This window comes from Shewanella loihica PV-4, from assembly GCF_000016065.1.
GTDB classification, from domain to species: domain Bacteria; phylum Pseudomonadota; class Gammaproteobacteria; order Enterobacterales; family Shewanellaceae; genus Shewanella; species Shewanella loihica.
Genome location: NC_009092.1, coordinates 1,760,182 through 1,776,422, shown reverse-complemented (window position 1 = coordinate 1,776,422; position 16,241 = coordinate 1,760,182). Strand labels below are relative to the sequence as shown.

Here is a 16,241-nt window from a genome sequence, read left to right as displayed (position 1 = left end):
GCCCCAAATGGCAAGCTAACTGCACAGATGTAGACAAATACCCGAAATTTTCATCTGTTTACCCCTGTGCAGCTAGCAACTATTGGTTATAATCCGAGGCAATCAGGCGAAAGCCAAGACAAACGCTCGGTATATTGAATGACCATTAAAACAGACGAACTACGCACCACATTACTATGTAAGGCCATTTCACCTGCTAAACTCGCATCTGAATACCCGCTTACTCAAGACGCCGCCGACTACTTGGTTCAACAGAGACGTGAAGTTGAAGCCATTCTCACAGGTGAAGACAAACGTCTTCTGGTGATCATCGGCCCCTGCTCTATCCACGACACCCAGGCTGCCATCGACTACGCTAAGCGTCTGGCCGTGCTGCATAAAGAACTCAAAGACTCACTCTGCATCCTGATGCGCGTCTATTTCGAGAAACCTCGTACCACGGTTGGTTGGAAGGGACTGATCTCAGATCCGGATCTCGACGGTAGCTTTAATGCCAACAAAGGCCTTCGCCTGGCGCGTCACCTGCTGCAAGAGATCACCGAGCTAAACTTGCCTATCGCCACCGAATTTTTGGATATGGTCAACGGTCAGTATATTGCCGATCTCATCACCTGGGGCGCGGTTGGCGCCCGTACCACTGAGAGTCAGATCCACCGTGAGATGGCCTCGGCGCTCTCCTGCCCGGTCGGCTTTAAGAACGGTACCGACGGCAACATCAATATCGCCATCGACGCGGTGCGCGCCGCCAAGGAACCCCACATCTTCTACTCGCCAGATAAAGATGGCGCCATGGCGGTTTACCGCACCAGCGGTAACCCTTATGGCCACATCATACTGCGTGGCGGCAAGCAGCCGAACTACCATGAGGCCGACATTCAGGCTGCGGCGCAGAAGCTTAAAGACGTGGGCCTGTCTCACCGCATGGTGGTGGACTTTAGCCACGGCAACAGCCAGAAACAGCATAAGCGTCAACTCGAAGTCGCCAAAGATATCATGACGCAGGTCGCCTCAGGCTCGACCGCGATTGCCGGCATCATGGCAGAGAGCTTTATCGAAGAGGGCAACCAGAAGGTGGTGGCCGGTGAACCACTGATTTACGGTAAGAGCATTACAGATGCCTGCCTCGACTGGGCCGACTCAGAAAAGCTGCTGCGAGACCTTGCTGCAGCCTCCAAGGCGCGCATGGCAAAGCTTAGCTAATACCTAATGTGATTATTTTAAAAAGGCTTCCTCGTGAAGCCTTTTTTAATGTCATGAAAGCCGCCACATTACCGGGCTACAGCGCTGTCATTACGCCGCGATTATCAGTATAATCCGCCGGTTTTTTTCAATGCATAACCTTAAGGTTGCCGTATGCCCCTAACCGATACAGAAACTCAGTATTCTGACGCCATTCGCGCGCGCATCGCGCAGTCAGAAGCCCGGGTGATCAAAGCGATTTTTCCCTCTATTACCAACCATCACAACACTCTCTTTGGTGGTGAGGCCTTGGCCTGGATGGATGAGACCGCCTTTATCGCCGCGACCCGCTTCTGCCGCAAGACACTTGTAACCGTCAGTTCAGACCGTATCGACTTCAATAAGTCGATTCCTGCCGGCACCCTGGCAGAGATCATCGCCAACGTGATCTATGTGGGTAACACCTCCCTCAAGGTTGAGGTCAACATCTTCGTCGAAGATATGTACCAAGATCATCGTGAGCATGCCATTCGCGGCGTCTTCACCTTTGTGGCGCTGGATGAAGATCGTAAACCCACTAAGGTGTGGAGCGAAGCGTAATCCTAAGAAGGTCTCCTGTCGGCGGGCGCACACCTGCCGACCTCTCTCCTCTCACTTCTCGCCTCTTACCTTCCCTAATCTCGCACCTCGTATCTCCGCTGTCAGCCGAAGACTCATTAGACTTAAGTCTAATAATTGTTTGTAAAAACGAAAAAATCCCGTCACCCAGACACAAAAGCAATAGAATACTGAGTCATTTATCTGTTACATTGACTTTACCTTCAAGTGCAACAAAGATAATCAAAAAGCAATGAAGCTCGAAAACTTGCACATCATCATCGCAGATGATCATCCATTATTTAGGAATGCGCTGCGACAGGCATTGAGCGGCGCCTTTGCCGACACCCAATGGTTTGAGGCCGACAGCGCCGAAGCCCTACAAGGCCTATTGGAACAGGGCAACACCGCCTATGACTTAGTATTGCTGGATCTACAGATGCCCGGCTCCCATGGCTATTCCACCTTAATACACCTAAGAACCCATTTCCCCGAACTGCCTGTGGTGGTGATCTCCGCTCACGAAGATGCCATGACCATCAGCCGCGCCGTTCACTATGGTAGCGCCGGGTTTATTCCCAAGTCTGCCTCCATGGAAACCCTCTCAGAGGCACTCACGGCTGTGCTCTATGGCGATATTTGGCTACCAGACAATATAGAATTGCAAGAGATCAACGAAGATGCCACGGATCAGATGGCGGCCAAGCTCGCCGATCTCACGCCGCAACAGTATAAGGTGCTGCAGATGTTTGCCGAAGGCCTGCTCAACAAGCAGATCGCCTATGACCTGGGCGTATCCGAGGCCACCATCAAGGCCCACGCCACCGCCATCTTTAGAAAACTCGGGGTGAGAAATCGCACCCAGGCAGTTATCGCCCTGCAGCAGCTGGAGATGGAAAAGGTCGAGCTTTAACCTAGGTGGAAGATCCTATGATCTTCCCTTTCTCTCCCTGTCTATTCCCAAGCCTCAATAGATCTCAGCCAAGAAGCATTCCTCATAAATAAGCACTTTTGGCAAATAACCGAACCTGTCGACTCCAGTCCGCAGCTTTCGGCAAATTTGTGTTCAAGATTGATAACAGCGAATAAAGTTATCTACTGCATGCTTTGCGTAAATTTTCATTTCATCAGATGTCAACATTTGCCCACCGAATAAGGCTTCGAAATGACGATTTCCCTTTAATGCACCGAGAAATTGTTCGCTCGCTATGGCCAAGTCTGTGATGACGAGTTTGTCCATCGCTTGTCGATGCATCAAATAATCCTGTAATGCTTGTTGAGAATGGCCTGAACTTCGCTCAAGAAAAAATGCCACTAATTCCGGTGCGGTTTTTGTCTGTGTCATCAGTAAGCGCGCCAACTTCAAGAGCTCAGGGTGATAGATAAACTCCAAATATTTCAACGCGAAAGACAATAACTCTTCCCTAAATACTCTATCGGCATCTACGTCGATGCTTAACCCCAGTTGCAGGCGTTCGGTCAGTTCAACAACCACGGCTTTTAACAGGCCTTGTTTATCATTAAAGTAGTTATACAAGGTAAGCTTTGAGCCACCACAATGCTCTATCAACTGATCTAGGCTGGTGCCTTCATAGCCCTGCTCTAAAAAGAGTTCTGCGGCTACCTGCAAATACTTCTGCCGCTTTCTCAAACTCGATGGTCGCATAAACACCTCCTCTAACTTTTGATACCCCATAGTACACTTTTTTATAGGATAAGGTTGCATCCTTTTCGAACCACAGATATGATACTGAACGGTACAGTATTATATCTATGGTCGTCATCATGAAACAACTTCTTCGCAAAACACAGGGCAACAAAATTAAAAAAGCGATAATTATCAGCAGCATGATGTTATTCGCTTCTCTGTTTTATTATTACCAGTTTCCCAAAGCAGGCTTGATCAGCACAGATAACGCCTATGTTCAGGGGGAAATTTCGCAAGTGAGTGCCGAGGTATCGGGCATTATTAATCACGTCTACATAACCGATAACCAATATGTAGAAGCAGGTGAACTGCTGGCACAAATTGACGACAGAGATTATCTGGCTCAATACAATCAAGCCAAGGCAGGACTGACCATGGCGCAGGCGGCAATTGCCAATATAGATGAGCGTATAAAGCTACAGCAGATATCAATAAAACAGGTATCGACTCAGATAGACTCGACTATGGCCGATGCCACATTTCATCGGGCGGAATGGCATCGACTGCAAAACCTGTTAGATAAGGAACTCATTTCTCAATCACAGTTTGAAGCGCAAACCAATAAGAACAATCAGGCGAAAGCGAAACTGGCTGCGAGCCAGTTACAGCTTAGTTCGGCCAAACAACAACTCAACACCCTTAGGAGTGATAAGGCTCGTTTGAATGCCCAAGCCGAGCAGGCCAATGCTGCGCTGGCACTGGCCAAACTAAGATTAGAGAATACACAGGTCAGAGCCCCCGTTGCCGGCATCATAGGTAATCGCGCCCTGCGCGCCGGACGCTTTGCCAGTAAAGGCGCTCCCCTTCTGGCTATCGTTCCTGTCGAATCTATCTGGATAGAGGCCAACTATAAGGAAACCCAAATCACAAATATATTGCCAGGTCAGCTTGTCGACGTGATGCTCGACAGCTTTCCCGAGGAACACCTTAAAGGACGGGTATTGAGCATTGCGCCAGCGACAGGCGCGCAATTTGGTCTACTGCCACCGGACAATGCGACAGGCAACTTCGTCAAGATCGTACAACGCGTTCCCATCAAGATTGCCCTCGAGATCCCCAGGGCACTCCAAGGCAGAATTGTACCCGGCTTATCGGCTGAGGTAACAATCGATACCAATCATTGAGATGGTAGGTTCTTATGAATAAACAGGTTCTCAATATTCTGCTCTTAGCTCTACTTGCAGTGATTCCCCAGAGCATTACCGGTCAAATCTATAATAGTAGCGCCTCACAGATAGCAGCGAGTGTTGGCTTGTCTCTGGATGAGGCCAGCTGGTTTAACACACTTAATACTTTTGGTTTACTGATTGCGCTTCCGCTCGGCGCCTGGCTGGCTAGTCGTTTCGGCTATAGGCAGCTATTTCGTATTGGCGCAGTCGTAGGCCTATTCAGTACACTGGCCAGCAGCCTATGCATGCAACCAGCACCTCAGATGTTGAGTTGGTTTGGGCACGGCTTATCGGCAAGCTTTCTAGTGCTGTTCGCCCACGCCATCATCTTAAAGAATCTTAACTTCAGGGCTATTGCTTATGCCGAGAGCCTAGTGCTGCTAGTGGCGGTTTTAGTTCCGCTGGGCATCTACCCCTACCTACTGTCTATCCTGGCAGAGAACAATTTATGGCGATGGTCTTTCTCACTACAGCTAGTCCCCTTCTTACTCATGCTCAGCTGGGCGCGATTCGGTCACTGGCCCCATCTGGAAGAGACACAGGAAATAGGCTTTAACTGGTTACAAGCCCTGTTGCTGACGATCGCTAGCTGTGGCATTGCCTACATACTGCTTCGGGGCGAGCGCTTTGACTGGTTTGAAACGCCGAGCATTATCTGGATTACGCTAATTACCGCCTCGGCGATAACACTATTAGGCTTAGCAATAAAAAACCGCCGGGGACGAGGACAATATTTAGACGCAAGCGTCTTGGCTAGCCGTATTGGGAAACTGAGCATGTTACAAGCCGCCATCGCAGGCTTTGTCGTATTAGCCATCTCCATGCTCACCTCTGTGTATATGACGAAAATAATGCAATACAGCGCCGCTAACGCCGGTTATATCAACCTTATCGGCTTTGTCGGCATGCTTGCTGGCCTTGGCGTTGCACTCTTCGCCACCTGCAACCCCGATCGTAATCCCTTCAAAGTCGTCCCCATAGGTATCATCATGATGATAGCTACCTGTATATGGCTAACGGGAAGCAATGCCTTGATAGGTCAAGCTTATCTTTGGCCTGCAATATTGCTTAAAGGCTTCGCCATTGGAATACTCAACATCACGCTGACCATACATATTCTGCGTAGTTTACCAAGACAGCACCTGCTCGAAACGATCGCCTGGTTCTACCTATTTCGTAATCTAGGCTCGCTGTCTGCCATAGGGGAGTTTTCTCGTTTCATGACGATAGAAACCAGCAACGCCATGCAAAAGTTAGCCGAAAACTATGACCCTCTAAACGAGACGTTCATCCACCACCAACAGCTGATCACTGCCAGCCTACAGCAGTCAACGCTGGCACCGACGCCCGAGCGCTCAGCCCTGCTGTTGATGAGCCAACTTAAGACGCAGGCGCTGTCTGTGGCCGGCGTAAACAACTATCAATGGTTAATCGCTACGACCCTTATCATCATACCCAGCATGGTGCTCACGATGAAGTGGGCAAATCACCCCGCGAGACCCAAATAATATATTTGGGTCTCTTGCAAAATTAATCATAGAGATACTTAGCGTGGAATCTCAGGTGATCTTCGATAAAGGTGGCGATGAAGTAATAGCTGTGATCGTACCCCTCCTGCATGCGTAGGATCAGCGGATACTCCTTCTCCTTGGCCACCGCAATCAAGGCCTCAGGCCTTAACTGCTCCTCGAGGAAGTTGTCACTACTGCCCTGATCGATAAAAATCGGCAGATCGCAACTGGCCTGCTTCATCAGCTCACAGGCATCATAGGCCAGCCAAGCATCTCGATTCTTACCCAGATACTCAGTAAAGGCCTTCTGCCCCCACGGGCAGTTGATAGGATTGACGATAGGGCTAAAGGCCGAGACAGAGCGATAACGATCTGGATGCTTAAGGCCTATGGTCAAGGCGCCGTGCCCTCCCATGGAGTGACCGGCCAGTGAGCGCGCCTCGGTCATCGGAAAATGGGCCTCGATAAGCTCGGGGAGCTCCTCAACCACATAATCATACATCTGATAATGCGCCTGCCAGGGCGCCTGAGTCGCGTTGAGATAAAACCCCGCGCCTTGGCCCAGGTCGTAGGCTGCGTCATCGGCCACCTCCATCCCTCTTGGGCTAGTATCAGGCGCGACGATGGCTACTCCAAGTTCAGCCGCGATACGCATGGCGCCGGCTTTTTGCATGAAGTTCTCATCCGTGCAGGTCAGCCCCGATAGCCAGTAAAGTACTGGTACCTTCTGCTCGCTGGCCTGAGGCGGCAGGTAGATGGCGAAGCGCATGGCGCAATTTAGCACCCGAGACTGATGCTGATACTGTTTATGCCAACCACCAAAGCACTTGTTGCTACTGATATTTTCTATGGTCATACTCTCATCCCTAAAGGGTGCAGACGCGGGCGTCTGCACCTAAGCTAAGCCAAATGATGCCTATCGGTTAAAGTGCACCACAGAGCGGATACTCTTACCCTCATGCATGAGGTCGAAGGCTGTGTTGATCTCCTCCAGCGCCATGGTGTGAGTGATAAAGTCGCTAAGCTTAAACTCGCCGCGCAGGTACTTCTCAACGATCTCAGGCAGCTCCGAGCGTCCCTTCACGCCGCCGAAGGCACTGCCGCGCCAGACGCGTCCGGTCACCAGCTGGAATGGACGGGTCGAGATCTCCTGGCCGGCGCCTGCGACACCGATAATCACAGATTCGCCCCACCCCTTATGGCAGCACTCCAGCGCCGAGCGCATCACATCCACATTACCGATACACTCGAAGGAGTAATCCACGCCGCCATCGGTCAGTTCAACAATCACTTCCTGGATAGGCTTGTCATAGTTTTTGGGGTTGATGCAATCGGTTGCCCCTAGCTGACGGGCCAGCTCAAACTTGCTCTCGTTGATATCGATGGCGATGATGCGGCTAGCGCCCGCCATAGTCGCACCAATGATGGCCGACAGGCCTATGCCACCGATCCCGAAGATGGCGACGCTCGCCCCCGGCTCAACCTTAGCCGTGTTGAGTACCGCGCCCATGCCAGTGGTCACACCGCAACCTAGCAGACACACCTCTTCCAGTGGCGCCTCGGGATTAACCTTGGCCAATGAGATCTCTGGTAGTACGGTATATTCTGAGAAAGTTGAGCAGCCCATGTAATGGAAGATAGGCTGACCATCTTTGAAGAAACGCGTGGTGCCATCTGGCATCAAGCCTTTGCCTTGAGTCTCGCGGATCTTCTGACACAGGTTAGTCTTACCCGACTTACAGAACTTACACTCGCCGCACTCAGGGGTATAAAGCGGGATCACGTGATCCCCTACCGCCACACTGGTGACACCTTCACCGACCGCCTCGACGATACCGCCGCCTTCGTGGCCCAGGATCGCCGGAAAGACACCTTCAGGATCGTCACCCGAGAGGGTAAAGGCATCGGTATGGCAGACACCGGTTGCGACTATCTTCACCAACACCTCACCGGCCTTGGGATACATCACATCCACCTCTTCTACCGATAATGGCTGGCCCGGTCCCCAGGCGATGGCGGCCTTAGATTTAATAAACTTGTCTGTCATCTCGCTTGCTCCATTTAGTGTCTGTATCTATGTATCTGTCTGCCCACTTCAATGTAGTCGCTGACCATTACCTTGTCTCGCCAGCAGTTGCATCACGGTGGATTTGATCACTTGAGCCTATTTTATTTATTTCACATGAGATGATAATCTCCGTTTTATACAAATCATTTTTACCAAATAGTAATAATAGGTTTAAAGCCATGCAGGAATGGGAAGGGGTCAGCGAATTTGTCGCGGTGGCGGAGACAGAGAGTTTTACTAAAGCGGGCAAGCGCTTAGGGATCTCTACCGCCCAGGTGAGTCGCCAGGTAGGCGCGCTGGAACAGAGGCTGGATACCAAGCTGCTCTATCGCACCACCCGCAAGGTCTCCATGACGGAAGAGGGGCATCTCTACTACCGGCATTGCCGTCAGGTGCTCGATGGCCTGGAAGAAGCCGAGCGCGCGCTGAGCAGCTTAAGAGGCCTGCCCCAGGGGCTATTGAGGATGACGGCGCCGGTGGCCTATGGCGAGAAATATATCCTGCCTGTCGTCAACGACTTCCTACTCGCCTACCCCAACGTCGAGGTGGATATCGCCCTCACCAACCGTCAGGTGAGACTGGTGGATGCGGGCATAGACCTGGCCATTCGCATCGGCAAGTTGGCCGATTCTAGTTTGATCGCTAAGCGGATCAGTCAGCGGATCAACTATGTGTGCGCCTCACCGGACTATCTCAAGCGGTTCGGCGAGCCCCACAGCCTGTCTGAACTGAGCCGGCACAACTGCCTGATCGGCAACCATGACTACTGGCGCTTTCTCGAACAGGGGCGCGAGCGCCAGCTTAAGATAAAGGGCAATCTGAGGTGTAATACCGGCCACGGCCTAAGAGACGCGGCGCTTAAGGGACTGGGACTGGTGCAGCTGCCCAACTACTATATAGGCCAGGATCTTAAGGCGGGCCGTTTAGTGTCAGTGCTCAACGCCTATCAGGAGCCAAACGAAGGTGTCTGGGCCCTCTATCCCCAAAACCGTCACCTCTCACCTAAGGTGAAGTTGATGGTAGAGTTTCTCGACCGCGCCCTGCCCTAAACCTTGCGAGGTTTTAAGACAGTAAAAAACGCCCCTTCATCTGGTATGAAGGCGCGTTTCTCTTGTTTAACGCTTAACGCCAGATCTCCGGCTGCTGGCGTGTCAGTTACTGGCGTCGAGCAGACGTTGATAGAGGGCGTCTTTCAGCTCGGCTCTATCGTGCTTAAGCTGATGCATGGCGCTATCGTCGATAGGCGCATCGTTAAGCTCTAAGGTTCGGATCTCTTTGTCTAACGAACTGTACTTCTTGTTGTCTTGCGCGAATCCATCATCGGATTCGGTGAGTTTGAGGATCAGGTCTTGATAATCAGGAAAGTCGTTAATGAGCGAGTGGTTTTCACCTAGCATAAGGCCCCCTTTACTTGAGCAGATAAATGGATAAATTTTATGCCTTGTTCATAAATGTAGCACGCCATCACGCCCCTGATCAGCATCCACCTCACAAAATACTGCAAAGAGTTGATAATTTAAGTTTTAGTTCGCTGTTTACAAGCCTTTACACCTGAGATTCGCCCAGTCATTCGCTACCTAAAATGTTCCATCATGCGGTAATAGAGCATGCCCAGCGCCATCCCCTGATTACCGAGCCAATCACCCACCGGCAATCTTATCTGTTTCATCTGGGCGAAGAGGTCGAACTCCTCAAGCTGTCCCTGCACCGCCTGACTCATGATCTCGCCCATGATGTGCGAGGTGGCCACCCCATGACCCGAGTAGCCCTGACAATAAAACAGATGCTCGGATACCTTACCAAGCTGGGGGATACGATTAACCACTATGCCCGCCATGCCGGTCCAATCGAACTCTATCTCCACCCCCTTGAGCCTAGGGAAGGTGCGCTCTATCGCCGGGCGCAGCTCGGCGGCCACATTCTTAGAATCACGCCCCGAATAGTTGGTGCCACCGCCAAACATCAAGCGGTTATCGGCGGTCATGCGGTAATAGTCGAGCACGAAACGACTATCATATACGGCTAAATCATGGGGGTTGAGCTGCTTGGCCAGTTGTGGGTCCAGTCTCACCGTGGCGCAGTTGCCCAAGGATGCGGGAAACAGCATGCCCCTTAACTTATGACGCGCCAACCTATGGTAGGCATTGCCCGCCAGTACGGCGCAGTTGGCGGTGATCCGCCCCTTGTCGGTCGTGACGGTAACCCGCTTATCATCAGAAATGTCCAAAACCTGTGAGCCTTCGAAGATCAAGGCGCCATAGGCCTCGGCGGCCCGCGCCTCGCCGATACAGAGATTGACCGAATGCAGATGCATGTTGCGGCGATTCAATAAGCCACCGTGATACAGCGGCGTGTCCAGATAATCGGGGATGTCGGCCTTACTCAGCAAGGTTAGCTCATCGCCCATGCCCCGCCTCAGCCCCTCTTCATAGGTAGTCTGCATCTCGGCCATATGGGCCGGCTTATAGGCGGTGTGCAGATGACCGAATTTAAGGTCACAATCTATCTGATATTTTTCTACCCGCTTTTTAATGATCTCATGGCCGCGCCAGCGCAGGTTCCAGACAAACTCCTCTGCGTCATGGCCGATACAATTGCGCAGCTGTTTTACCATGGCGTTATCGCCAGATAGACTGCCGGTCACCTGACCGCCGTTACGACCGGTTGCCCCCCAACCCACCTTATTTGCCTCCACCACGGCCACCTTGACACCACGCTCGGCAAGCTCCAGTGCGGTCGCCACACCGGTAAAACCGGCACCTATGATCACCACATCGACATCCAGCTCCCCTTCTAGGCTTGGGTAATAGGTCTCCTGCTTGATGGTGGCATTGTAATAAGAGTTACAGCGAGCGAATGACATCCGGCTTTCCTTAATCGTTAGGTTGCGCCGCCATGATGCGGCTTTGTTTTATATTTTTTACAACGTGTTTGATATTCGAGTATACCTAGGTGCAATTTCAGGTCAACTAGTTCACGAGATACTCGCTCGAAAAAACCAAGCTAAGAAAAAAAAGAGTAAGAAAACATGGGGTAAGAAAACAGGGCGTAAGAAAACAAGGAGTAAGAAAGCAGGGAGTAAGAAATGGGCGTTACAGCTAGAGAGTAAAAATGATGATTTATATGAATTTACGGGTAAATATAAAAGCAGATACGCGCCGCTGACTGCGGCGCGCTGCAGACGTTAACGGGTCTGCTGCCAATAGGCGTAAAGGCCGGCAATATCCTTGCTACAGAGCAGATGCATCGCCGCTTTCACCTTGTCATCACTCCAGTGCCACCACTGCATCTCCATTAACATGGCGACCTCTTCATCCGAAAAACGATAGCGGATCAATTTCGCTGGGTTGGCGCCTACTACGGCGTAGGCTGGCACATCTTTGGTCACCACGGCGCGACTCGCAATAACAGCGCCATCCCCTACTGTGACTCCGGGCATGATCATCGCTTCGGAGCCTATCCAGACATCATTGCCTATCAGGGTATCACCGGCGCGGACAAAACCATCCTGGGCGCCCGAGAAGCTATCACCCTGTTGATAGAAAAAGGGAAAGCTACTGACCCAGTCGCTTCTATGGCCCTGATTACCCGCCATCATAAACACGGCGCCAGAGCCAATGGAACAGTAGTTGCCTATGATAAGCCGGTCGACATCGTCCCTATCGGGCGCTAGGTAGCGGGCGCAGTCATCGAAGCTGTGTTGATGATAATAGCCAGAATAGTAGCTATGCTCGCCCACGATAATATTGGGATTAGTGACCTGCTCCTTTAGCGATTGGCCGGCAAAAGGGCTATCAAAATAATTTTTCATCTTAAAACCTGTTGTTACTTGTCCTCAAACCTTCCCAAACTAGCGTGCATTAGAGTGTTCCAGGAGATGGCACTAGGGCATTTGCACTTTACTGTGCCACCCAGCTTTGGCTGACGAGCTGCTTTTCCTCTTGATAGAGGTCCAGGGTAAAGTGCTCACCCTTAACTATCTGCCCAACGCCCTTGGGTGTGCCTGTCATCAGGATGTCGCCATCTTCGAGAGTCATAAAACTGGCTATCTCGGCTAACATGGCCTCGGGTCGATTAAGCATTAATGCGACATCCCCCTGCTGGCGCAGCTCATCGTCGACGCTCAGGCGAAACGAGAGTGAATCGAGATCGCCATCAAAAGGCACAAACTCGCTAAACAGCGCGGCGCCATCGAAAGACTTGGCCCGCTCCCAGGGCAGCCCCTTGGCTTTGAGACGGCTCTGTAGCTGACGTTTGGTGAGATCTAAACCGACGCCCACAGCCTCAAACCCGCCCGCCTTCACAAGGAAACAGAGCTCGGCCTCATAGTGTAGCGGCTCTTGATCTGTGCTGAGTAACGTCTCGGATATTGCCGAGTTAGGCTTAACAAACAGCACCATCTCTTCGGGCATCTCGTTGTTAAGCTCCTTGATGTGCTCGACATAGTTTCGCCCGACGCAGACTATCTTACTCGGCGTCACCTGTTGCTCTAGATATTTAACCAAGCGCAAACTTCACTCCTTTACTTTTGATATAGAGAATTCTTACTTTACTAAACTGGATATCAGCGCGCGCAGCGCCGCGGGTTTAACCATCTTGGCCATGTAGTGATAGCCGCGCTGCTGCACATCTTCCACCAAGTCTTTACGGGTATTGGCGGTGATCAAGATCCCCGGCAAGTGAGCGCCATAGAGGGCACGGATCCCGTCCATGGCATCGACGCCGTTTTGGCCATGATCCAGATGGTAATCCGCCAGAACGATATCGGGTGCCACCCCCTTGAGCCCCAGCTTGATGCGGGCATCGGCGAGATCGCTGGCGCAGATAACCTCGCACTGCCAGCGGCTGAGCAGGCTCTCGAGTCCTGCCAGGATCGCCTCTTCGTTATCGATACAGAGTACCTTCACCCCGGCCAGCGGTTGCATAACAGGATTGGCCTTCTTAGGCAGGGCCACCTTAGCCTTCTCCCCAAGCGGCACTGTGATAGAAAACATCGAGCCCAACCCTAGCTTGGAAACCACCTTAATGTCATGACCCAGCACGCGGGCGATGCGATCGGCGATGGCTAGCCCTAAGCCTAAACCGCTGACGCTCTTACTCTCAGGGTTTTCAAGGCGCTTGAACTCCTTGAAGATCTCACCGAGCTCTTGCTCGTCGATGCCGCAGCCGGTATCGTTCACCTGGATCTCCAGCGCCCCGGCGCGGTGACGACAGCCCAGCAGTACCCGATTGCCCTTGGCATACCGATAGGCGTTGGTGAGAAAGTTCTGCAGCACCCGCCTGAGCAGGCTGAGATCTGAGCTGATAATACTTGAGCTGGCCACCATGGAAAACTTGATGCCGTAATCCTTAGCCATGGCATCGAATTCCACCGCTAAGCCTTCCAGCAGCTCAGCCACCGAGAAGTCGCGGCGGTTTACCTCCACCATGCCGGAATCTAGCTTAGAGATATCCAGTAGATCCGTCAGCAGCTCGCCAGCAATTTTGAGTGAGCTGTTGACGTGGGAGAGCGTGGTGCGCCCCTCCTGATCCAAATTTGGGTATTGCGCCAGAGACGCCGTAAAAAGACGGGCGGCATTAAGTGGCTGCATCAGGTCGTGGCCGACTGCGGCTAGGAAACGACTCTTGGAGGCGTTGGCTATCTCCTCCTGGGCCTTGGCCTCAAGTAGCTGACTGTTGAGCAGCGCCAGCTCATAGGTACGCTCCTTCACCCTGGCCTCCAGGGTTTCGTTGACCTCCTGCAGCGCTCTGGCCTGCTCGCGGTACTGGGTAATGTCGGTAAAGGTCATCACAAAACCGCCGCTGGGCATAGGATTACCCTGTATCTTGATCACCTTGCCATCCTGACGCTCACGCTCGGATACATGTGGGGTGCCGTTACGCATATGCTGCACCCGCTTGGCCACCTGCTCCTCCACATCCCCGGGACCGCAGTAGCCGCGCTCGGCATTGAAACGTACCACATCGGCGATAGGCATGCCGGCCTGCAGAAAATCTTCGGGATAATCGTAGAGCTCCACATACTTGTAGTTCCAGGCCACCAGGTTCAGCTCCTTGTCCACCACGCTCATCCCCTCATAGGCATGCTCTATGGCGCCCCTGAGCATATCCTGGCTGAGGATGATCTTTGATGAGGCCTCATCCACCAGGCTGAACACCTCATCCAGAGCGAGATCTCGCCCCTGCAGCACAGAATCCATCACCAAGGAGGCACTGGATCCCCCCAGCACCCCGGCAAGCATATGCTCGGTGTGGGCAATCAGTTCCGGCGAGGCCACCTTGTGCCAGCTGTCACTGCGCACCGCCTCATCGGAGAAGCGGGAGAAACTCTCATAGGCTCTCGTGGGGCTCACGAAGCGACTGGCCAAGATCAAGAGATCCTGCTGCGAGATGGGCGATGCCTTACGGTTACTGGTGTTTTTCAGCTCGCCTGGGGTCACGAAGGCACTGGCCTGGATACGCTCGGCCACCCCGGCGCGAAACCAGATAGAGCCCAGCACATAACAGGCAAGGTTTGCCAGCAGCGCGGTGAGAATGTCACGAATGTTGGGGTTGATACTGTCGAGCAGCGCCAGCTCGCCGCCAAACACCCCCTGACTGTCGCTCATCCCCTGCACCAGTATGTAACACCAGAGGCCGAAGCCGACGATAAGCCCCAAATACACCCCGCCGCGATTGCCGTGCTTCCAGTACATGCCACCAATCAGCGCAGGCGCGAGCTGGGCAAAGGCGCCGAAGGAGAGCATGCCCAGCGCCGAGAGCGAATCGCTGTTCATGAAGGAGAGGTAACTGAAATAACCCAACCCCAAGATAAGGACTATGGCGATGCGACGGGCATTGAGCAGGAACTGCGAAAACTGGCTGAAGTTCTTCTGGCGGATCTTGCCCGAGTGCAACATCAGAGGCACCAGCCACTCGTTGCTCACCATGACGCTGATGGTCACCACGGCAACGATCACCATGCCGGTGGCCGCCGACAGCGTCCCAAGCAGGGCGATCACTGCCAGCATGGGCTGATCCAGCGCCAGCGGCAGATTAATCACATAGGTATCGGCCGACACGCTATCCCCCAGCATCAGCTTACCCGCCAGGGCGAGCGGCGCCACAAACATACCAAACAGGATCAGATAGAGGGGAAACAGGTATTTGGCCTTAACTAAGGTGGGTTCATCCTTACACTCCACCATCATCACGTGGAACTGGCGCGGCATGCAGAGAAACGCCGCCATGCCCACCAACAACTGGGGCATCAGGTTTTCCAGCCGCAGCTCGGGATTATTGATCAGCTGACGCTCGGTGGCCTGGGCCCAGATATCGCCGAAGCCATCGAAGAAACCAAAGCTGATCACGCAGCCCACCAAGAGGAAGGCCGCCAGTTTCACCAATGACTCGAAGGCGATCGCCAGCATCATGCCAGGGTTGTGCTCGGTCGCATCCAGCTTACGGGTACCAAACAGGATGGCAAACATCGCTAGTATGCCGGTAACAATTAGAGAGACCCAGGCGCCATCGTATTGGGCGTCTTCGGGCTGAAACAGGTTGAGGCTGAACACCATGGCCTTAAGCTGCAAAGCGATATAGGGCATGATGCCAAACAGGGCGATCAGGGTAACGATGGCGGCGATGGTCTGCGACTTGCCGTAACGGGCGGCAATAAAGTCGGCCACCGACGTGATGTTTTGCGCCTTGGAGACGATCACCATCTTGCGCAGCAGACCGAAGCCGAAGGTAAAGATGAGTATGGGGCCGACGAAGATAGGCAGGAAAGACCAGAGATCCTGCGCCGACTGACCAACTGTGCCGAGAAAGCTCCAGGAGGAACAGTAAACCGCTAAACTTAAACCATAAATCCATGTCTGTATCTTCTTGGTGATCCGCCCAAACCAGCGCTCCGCTCCCCAGGCCAACAGGAAGAGTAGCGACACGTATAACAGGGCGATCACGCCGACAACCAGAGTCAGATTCATAGCAATTCCAATTCTTTTAATTATTCTGCGCTAAATACTAGC

General features: G+C 52.7%; 15 protein-coding genes. 7 read left to right on the top strand and 8 right to left on the bottom strand.

The window, feature by feature from the left end; genetic code table 11:
* The first annotated feature begins 138 nt into the window (after positions 1 to 138).
* The 3 genes from SHEW_RS08040 to SHEW_RS08030 all read left to right on the top strand — a co-directional run bounded on the left by SHEW_RS08040 (position 139) and on the right by SHEW_RS08030 (position 2,689).
* Positions 139 to 1,200 carry a 3-deoxy-7-phosphoheptulonate synthase gene (locus SHEW_RS08040; RefSeq protein ID WP_011865346.1) on the top strand — a complete coding sequence of 354 codons (1,062 nt, stop codon included), beginning with the start codon at positions 139 to 141 and terminating at the stop codon, positions 1,198 to 1,200.
* A 153-nt stretch (positions 1,201 to 1,353) separates the two neighbouring features.
* Positions 1,354 to 1,779 (top strand): acyl-CoA thioesterase, encoded by a 426-nt coding sequence (locus SHEW_RS08035; protein ID WP_011865345.1) that lies wholly within the window; start codon positions 1,354 to 1,356, stop codon positions 1,777 to 1,779.
* A 250-nt stretch (positions 1,780 to 2,029) separates the two neighbouring features.
* A complete protein-coding gene (locus SHEW_RS08030) occupies positions 2,030 to 2,689 on the top strand; it encodes a response regulator transcription factor (RefSeq protein WP_011865344.1) in 660 nt (219 codons plus the stop codon).
* A gap of 153 nt (positions 2,690 to 2,842) precedes the next feature.
* On the opposite strand, the gene SHEW_RS08025 is transcribed toward SHEW_RS08030, so the two are convergent.
* Positions 2,843 to 3,442, bottom strand: coding sequence for a TetR/AcrR family transcriptional regulator (locus SHEW_RS08025; RefSeq protein WP_041407082.1), 600 nt, complete (start codon positions 3,440 to 3,442; stop codon positions 2,843 to 2,845).
* Positions 3,443 to 3,561: 119 nt separating this feature from the next.
* Here SHEW_RS08025 and SHEW_RS08020 point away from each other — a divergent pair, with 119 nt between their 5' ends.
* Both SHEW_RS08020 and SHEW_RS08015 read left to right on the top strand, forming a co-directional pair.
* Complete coding sequence (locus SHEW_RS08020) at positions 3,562 to 4,608, top strand: HlyD family secretion protein (RefSeq protein WP_223294775.1); 1,047 nt, start codon at positions 3,562 to 3,564, stop codon at positions 4,606 to 4,608.
* Positions 4,609 to 4,622: 14 nt separating this feature from the next.
* A complete protein-coding gene (locus SHEW_RS08015; protein WP_011865341.1) occupies positions 4,623 to 6,161 on the top strand; it encodes an MFS transporter in 1,539 nt (512 codons plus the stop codon).
* A 22-nt stretch (positions 6,162 to 6,183) separates the two neighbouring features.
* Here the strand turns inward: SHEW_RS08015 and fghA are convergent, their stop codons facing one another.
* Together fghA and SHEW_RS08005 are read right to left on the bottom strand one after the other, a co-directional pair.
* The gene (gene fghA / locus SHEW_RS08010; RefSeq protein ID WP_011865340.1) at positions 6,184 to 7,020 is read right to left on the bottom strand and encodes an S-formylglutathione hydrolase; all 837 of its coding nucleotides are present in this window, start codon (positions 7,018 to 7,020) and stop codon (positions 6,184 to 6,186) included.
* Between the two features lie 60 nt (positions 7,021 to 7,080).
* The gene (locus SHEW_RS08005; RefSeq protein WP_011865339.1) at positions 7,081 to 8,211 is read right to left on the bottom strand and encodes an S-(hydroxymethyl)glutathione dehydrogenase/class III alcohol dehydrogenase; all 1,131 of its coding nucleotides are present in this window, start codon (positions 8,209 to 8,211) and stop codon (positions 7,081 to 7,083) included.
* A 200-nt stretch (positions 8,212 to 8,411) separates the two neighbouring features.
* Here SHEW_RS08005 and SHEW_RS08000 point away from each other — a divergent pair, with 200 nt between their 5' ends.
* Positions 8,412 to 9,281 (top strand): LysR substrate-binding domain-containing protein, encoded by an 870-nt coding sequence (locus SHEW_RS08000; RefSeq protein WP_011865338.1) that lies wholly within the window; start codon positions 8,412 to 8,414, stop codon positions 9,279 to 9,281.
* 102 nt (positions 9,282 to 9,383) lie between these two features.
* Here the strand turns inward: SHEW_RS08000 and SHEW_RS07995 are convergent, their stop codons facing one another.
* On the bottom strand, positions 9,384 to 9,629 hold the full coding sequence (locus tag SHEW_RS07995) for an HP1242/YdcH family protein (RefSeq protein ID WP_011865337.1): 246 nt from the start codon (positions 9,627 to 9,629) through the stop codon (positions 9,384 to 9,386).
* A gap of 176 nt (positions 9,630 to 9,805) precedes the next feature.
* Positions 9,806 to 11,095, bottom strand: a complete 1,290-nt coding sequence (locus SHEW_RS07990; protein WP_011865336.1) for an NAD(P)/FAD-dependent oxidoreductase — start codon at positions 11,093 to 11,095, stop codon at positions 9,806 to 9,808.
* Positions 11,096 to 11,117: 22 nt separating this feature from the next.
* On the opposite strand from SHEW_RS07990, the gene SHEW_RS07985 reads away from it, so the two are divergent.
* Positions 11,118 to 11,420 (top strand): hypothetical protein, encoded by a 303-nt coding sequence (locus tag SHEW_RS07985; RefSeq protein ID WP_150099954.1) that lies wholly within the window; start codon positions 11,118 to 11,120, stop codon positions 11,418 to 11,420.
* On the opposite strand, the gene catB is transcribed toward SHEW_RS07985, so the two are convergent.
* The 3 genes from catB to SHEW_RS07970 form a co-directional block, all read right to left on the bottom strand.
* Positions 11,417 to 12,043 carry a type B chloramphenicol O-acetyltransferase gene (gene catB / locus SHEW_RS07980; RefSeq protein WP_011865335.1) on the bottom strand — a complete coding sequence of 209 codons (627 nt, stop codon included), beginning with the start codon at positions 12,041 to 12,043 and terminating at the stop codon, positions 11,417 to 11,419. The two genes, SHEW_RS07985 and catB, sit on opposite strands and share 4 nt — an antisense overlap.
* Positions 12,044 to 12,131: 88 nt before the next feature.
* The gene (locus tag SHEW_RS07975) at positions 12,132 to 12,743 is read right to left on the bottom strand and encodes a fumarylacetoacetate hydrolase family protein (RefSeq protein WP_011865334.1); all 612 of its coding nucleotides are present in this window, start codon (positions 12,741 to 12,743) and stop codon (positions 12,132 to 12,134) included.
* A 33-nt stretch (positions 12,744 to 12,776) separates the two neighbouring features.
* Positions 12,777 to 16,199 (bottom strand): hybrid sensor histidine kinase/response regulator, encoded by a 3,423-nt coding sequence (locus SHEW_RS07970; RefSeq protein ID WP_011865333.1) that lies wholly within the window; start codon positions 16,197 to 16,199, stop codon positions 12,777 to 12,779.
* Between the last annotated feature and the right edge of the window lie 42 nt (positions 16,200 to 16,241).

Coding starts and splice junctions, on each gene's coding strand:
- SHEW_RS07970 (WP_011865333.1), bottom strand. CDS start 16,199: ATGAATCTGACTCTGGTTGTCGGCGTGATCGCCCTGTTATACGTGTCG.
- SHEW_RS08015 (WP_011865341.1), top strand. CDS start 4,623: ATGAATAAACAGGTTCTCAATATTCTGCTCTTAGCTCTACTTGCAGTG.
- SHEW_RS07990 (WP_011865336.1), bottom strand. CDS start 11,095: ATGTCATTCGCTCGCTGTAACTCTTATTACAATGCCACCATCAAGCAG.
- catB (WP_011865335.1), bottom strand. CDS start 12,043: ATGAAAAATTATTTTGATAGCCCTTTTGCCGGCCAATCGCTAAAGGAG.
- SHEW_RS08030 (WP_011865344.1), top strand. CDS start 2,030: ATGAAGCTCGAAAACTTGCACATCATCATCGCAGATGATCATCCATTA.
- SHEW_RS08005 (WP_011865339.1), bottom strand. CDS start 8,211: ATGACAGACAAGTTTATTAAATCTAAGGCCGCCATCGCCTGGGGACCG.
- SHEW_RS08035 (WP_011865345.1), top strand. CDS start 1,354: ATGCCCCTAACCGATACAGAAACTCAGTATTCTGACGCCATTCGCGCG.
- fghA (WP_011865340.1), bottom strand. CDS start 7,020: ATGACCATAGAAAATATCAGTAGCAACAAGTGCTTTGGTGGTTGGCAT.
- SHEW_RS08040 (WP_011865346.1), top strand. CDS start 139: ATGACCATTAAAACAGACGAACTACGCACCACATTACTATGTAAGGCC.
- SHEW_RS07995 (WP_011865337.1), bottom strand. CDS start 9,629: ATGCTAGGTGAAAACCACTCGCTCATTAACGACTTTCCTGATTATCAA.
- SHEW_RS08020 (WP_223294775.1), top strand. CDS start 3,562: ATGAAACAACTTCTTCGCAAAACACAGGGCAACAAAATTAAAAAAGCG.
- SHEW_RS08000 (WP_011865338.1), top strand. CDS start 8,412: ATGCAGGAATGGGAAGGGGTCAGCGAATTTGTCGCGGTGGCGGAGACA.
- SHEW_RS08025 (WP_041407082.1), bottom strand. CDS start 3,442: ATGCGACCATCGAGTTTGAGAAAGCGGCAGAAGTATTTGCAGGTAGCC.